We start from the raw sequence: 4985 nt of genomic DNA on the forward strand, positions 1-4985 counted from the left end.
ACCACACACAGAAATTCATCAAATATCATCCGTTCTTGCATTACCAACTTCGTTGATCATATCAACTTTATTGACATTATCCTAAACCTTATGGATAAGCCTTCGACCTATTAGTATTAGTCAGCTCCATACATTACTGCACTTCCACCTCTAACCTATCTACCTCGTCGTCTTCAAGGGGTCTTACCGCTTATGCGGGGGATATCTCATCTTGAGGGGGGCTTCACGCTTAGATGCCTTCAGCGTTTATCCCTTCCCGACTTGGCTACCCGGCCATGCTCTTGGTAGAACAACCGGTACACCAGAGGTCAGTCCAACCCGGTCCTCTCGTACTAAGGTCAGCTCCTCTCAAATATCCTGCGCCCACGCCGGATAGGGACCGAACTGTCTCACGACGTTCTGAACCCAGCTCGCGTACCGCTTTAATGGGCGAACAGCCCAACCCTTGGGACCTACTACAGCCCCAGGATGCGATGAGCCGACATCGAGGTGCCAAACCACTCCGTCGATGTGAACTCTTGGGAGTGATAAGCCTGTTATCCCCAGGGTAGCTTTTATCCGTTGAGCGATGGCAATCCCACTTTATACCACCGGATCACTAAGTCCTACTTTCGTACCTGCTCCACCCGTCGGTGTCACAGTCAAGCCTTCTTTTGCCTTTGCACTCTGCGAATGGTTTCCAACCATTCTGAGAAGACCTTTGAGCGCCTCCGATACCCTTTCGGAGGCGACCGCCCCAGTCAAACTCCCCGCCTGACATTGTCCCACCACCGGATCACGGTGGCTGGTTAGAAATCCAATACTGCAAGGGTGGTATCCCAACAATGACTCCTTCACAACTGGCGTTGTGAATTCTTAGTCTCCCACCTATCCTGTACATGCAATACCGAATCCCAGTATCAAGCTGGAGTAAAGCTCCATGGGGTCTTTCCGTCCTGGCGCAGGTAACCAGCATCTTCACTGGTATTTCAATTTCACCGGATGCATTGTCGAGACAGTGCTCAAATCATTACGCCTTTCGTGCGGGTCGGAACTTACCCGACAAGGAATTTCGCTACCTTAGGACCGTTATAGTTACGGCCGCCGTTTACTGGGGCTTAAATTCAATGCTTCGCTTGCGCTGACATCTCCTCTTAACCTTCCAGCACCGGGCAGGCGTCAGCCCATATACTTCACCTTGCGGTTTTGCATAGACCTGTGTTTTTGCTAAACAGTTGCTTGAGCCTATTCTCTGCGGCCTCTTTCGAGGCACCCCTTCTCCCGAAGTTACGGGGTCATTTTGCCGAGTTCCTTAACAATGCTTCTTCCGTCGGCCTTAGGATTCTCTCCTCATCCACCTGTGTCGGTTTACGGTACGGGTATAATATAAACAATAGCGGCTTTTCTTGACAGCTGGCTCACACACTTCGCTACTTTAGTTCGCTCCACGTCACGTCTTCGGATTGTAGTACGGATTTGCCTTTACTACTCCTACCCCGCTTGTACCGGTTTTTCCATTCCCGGATTGTGCTTTCCATCTGTGTCCCCACAGTTCTGTTATACTATAGTACAGGAATCTCAACCTGTTGTCCATCGACTACGTCTTTCGACCTCGCCTTAGGCCCCGACTTACCCAGAGCAGATCAGCTTTACTCTGGAAACCTTGGATATTCGGCCGGAAGGATTCTCACCTTCCTCTCGCTACTCATTCCAGCATTCTCTCTTCTTAACAATCCACTGCTCCTTACGGTACAGCTTCGTCTCAGTTAAGAATGCTCCTCTACCAATGGGTACACCCGTAGATGTACTTCCATTCCTCAGCTTCGGTGTTGTGTTTCAGCCCCGGACATTTTCGGCGCAGGACCTCTCGACTAGTGAGCTATTACGCACTCTTTTAATGTATGGCTGCTTCTGAGCCAACATCCTAGTTGTCTTCGAAATCCCACATCCTTTTCCACTTAACACACACTTTGGGACCTTAGCTGGAGGTCTGGGCTCTTTCCCTTTTGACTGCCCAACTTATCTCGTGCAGTCTGACTCCCATACATCATCTATACGGCATTCGGAGTTTGATATTCTTTGGTAAGCTTTGACGCCCCCTAGGAAATTCAGTGCTCTACCTCCGTTAGACTAATATGAGGCTAGCCCTAAAGCTATTTCGAGGAGAACCAGCTATCTCCGGGTTCGATTGGAATTTCTCCCCTATCCACACCTCATCGCCACCCTTTTCAACGGATGTGCGTTCGGTCCTCCATTACCTTTTACGGTAACTTCAACCTGGACATGGATAGATCACCCGGTTTCGGGTCTACTCTGACTGACTCTTTCGCCCTATTAAGACTTGGTTTCCCTCCGGCTCCACACCTTGAGTGCTTAACCTTGCCAGCCAGCGTAACTCGCTGGACCGTTCTACAAAAAGTACGCGGTTCCACATATAAAGTGGTTCCACAGCTTGTAAACACAGGGTTTCAGGTTCTTTTTCACTCCCCTCCCGGGGTTCTTTTCACCTTTCCTTCACAGTACTATGCACTATCGGTCACTAAGTAGTATTTAGCCTTGGGGGGTGGTCCCCCCGACTTCCCACAAGGTTTCTCGTGTCTCGTGGTACTTTGGATACTGCCTGCTCTCTTCTGGTTTCAAATACGGGGCTTTCACCCTCTCTGGCCGGATTTCCCAAAACCGTTCTTTTACCATTCAAGTCACGTTATGCAGTCCATAACCCCGGAATGCACGCATTCCGGTTTAGGCTCCTCCCATTTCGCTCGCCGCTACTTTGGGAATCGAGTTTTCTTTCTTTTCCTCCGGGTACTTAGATGTTTCAGTTCCCCGGGTTCCCTTCCATACGTTATGTATTGGCGTATGGATACTTGAGGTTTGCTCAAGTGGGTTTCCCCATTCAGATATCTCCGGATCGTAGGATATTTGCTCCTCCCCGAAGCTTTTCGCAGCTTATCACGTCTTTCATCGGCTCTTAGTGCCAAGGCATCCACCCTGCGCTCTTGTTCGCTTAACCATTTTTTCACCTCACATAGCGTTGTTCGGTGTTGGTTTAGTTTTGTTGCTAGTTTAAAATAATTACCTTTTTAAAAGATAACTACCTCGGATGTCTTATCTAATTTAGATATTTTTGATTATTTCTATATGTGATTTTCAAGGTACATATCTTACTGACTGAATTTTTATCAGTCATTTAAAACCAAAAGCATTTTGATCTTAAATCACTGGTAAAAACAGTTATTTCATATTATTTTTTTGTAATCTGGCAGCCACCTGCTCTCCCACACCGTTACCAGTGCAGTACCATCGGCCGCTTAAGTCTTAACCATCGTGTTCGGGATGGGTACGGGTGTTTCCCCTAAGCGCATCGCCACCAGAAATTTTATATTATTAAGGTAGTTTATTGTATTTCTTTCTGCCGGCTTTCGCTCAGCTTCCCGAAATACTCATTTCATTACTTAATAATTGAACAGTAAAACAACCTTTACTCATTCTTTCCTTAGAAAGGAGGTGATCCAGCCGCACCTTCCGATACGGCTACCTTGTTACGACTTCACCCCAGTTACCGGCTCCACCTTCGGCAGCTCCCTCCTTACGGTTGGGTCACTGACTTCGGGCATTTCCGACTCCCATGGTGTGACGGGCGGTGTGTACAAGACCCGGGAACGTATTCACCGCGACATTCTGATTCGCGATTACTAGCGATTCCAGCTTCATGTAGTCGAGTTGCAGACTACAATCCGAACTGAGACGTTATTTTTGGGATTTGCTCACCTTCACAGGGCTGCTTCCCTTTGTTTACGCCATTGTAGCACGTGTGTAGCCCAAATCATAAGGGGCATGATGATTTGACGTCATCCCCACCTTCCTCCAGGTTATCCCTGGCAGTCTCTCCAGAGTGCCCAACCGAATTGCTGGCTACTGAAGATAAGGGTTGCGCTCGTTGCGGGACTTAACCCAACATCTCACGACACGAGCTGACGACAACCATGCACCACCTGTCACCTCTGTCCCGAAGGAAAGGACACGTTACTGTCCGGTCAGAGGGATGTCAAGACTTGGTAAGGTTCTTCGCGTTGCTTCGAATTAAACCACATGCTCCACCGCTTGTGCGGGTCCCCGTCAATTCCTTTGAGTTTCATTCTTGCGAACGTACTCCCCAGGTGGAATACTTATTGCGTTAGCTGCGGCACCAAAGAGCTTTGCTCCCTGACACCTAGTATTCATCGTTTACGGCGTGGACTACCAGGGTATCTAATCCTGTTTGCTCCCCACGCTTTCGAGCCTCAACGTCAGTTACAGTCCAGTAAGTCGCCTTCGCCACTGGTGTTCCTCCTAATATCTACGCATTTCACCGCTACACTAGGAATTCCACTTACCTCTCCTGCACTCCAGCCTGACAGTTTCCAATGCAGTCCAGGGGTTGAGCCCCTGCCTTTCACACCAGACTTGCCATGCCGTCTACGCTCCCTTTACACCCAGTAAATCCGGATAACGCTTGCCCCCTACGTATTACCGCGGCTGCTGGCACGTAGTTAGCCGGGGCTTCTTAGTCAGGTACCGTCATTTTCTTCCCTGCTGATAGAAGTTTACATACCGAAATACTTCTTCCTTCACGCGGCGTCGCTGCATCAGGGTTTCCCCCATTGTGCAATATTCCCCACTGCTGCCTCCCGTAGGAGTTTGGGCCGTGTCTCAGTCCCAATGTGGCCGTTCACCCTCTCAGGCCGGCTACTGATCGTCGCCTTGGTAAGCCGTTACCTTACCAACTAGCTAATCAGACGCGGGTCCATCTCATACCACCGGAGTTTTTCACACTGTGCCATGCAGCACTGTGCGCTTATGCGGTATTAGCAGACATTTCTGTCTGTTATCCCCCTGTACTGAGGCAGGTCACCCACGCGTTACTCACCCGTCCGCCGCTCAGTCATTAAACTTCTTTCCGARRAATCGGTTTAATGCTTCGCTCGACTTGCATGTGTTAAGCACGCCGCCAGCGTTCATCCTGA

The 4985-nt window shown here is 49.3% G+C and carries 3 rRNA genes; all 3 read right to left on the reverse strand.

From position 1 onward, the window contains the following. Positions 1-90 precede the first annotated feature (90 nt). Positions 91-2992: ribosomal RNA gene (locus RHS_RS29390) — 23S ribosomal RNA — on the reverse strand. Between the two features lie 244 nt (positions 2993-3236). After that, positions 3237-3354: ribosomal RNA gene (rrf, locus tag RHS_RS29395) — 5S ribosomal RNA — on the reverse strand. Between the two features lie 125 nt (positions 3355-3479). After that, positions 3480-4985: ribosomal RNA gene (locus RHS_RS29400) — 16S ribosomal RNA — on the reverse strand; the annotation flags it as partial.

The sequence above is a fragment of the Robinsoniella sp. RHS genome, from assembly GCF_001029355.1.
GTDB classification, from domain to species: Bacteria; Bacillota; Clostridia; order Lachnospirales; family Lachnospiraceae; genus Robinsoniella; species Robinsoniella peoriensis.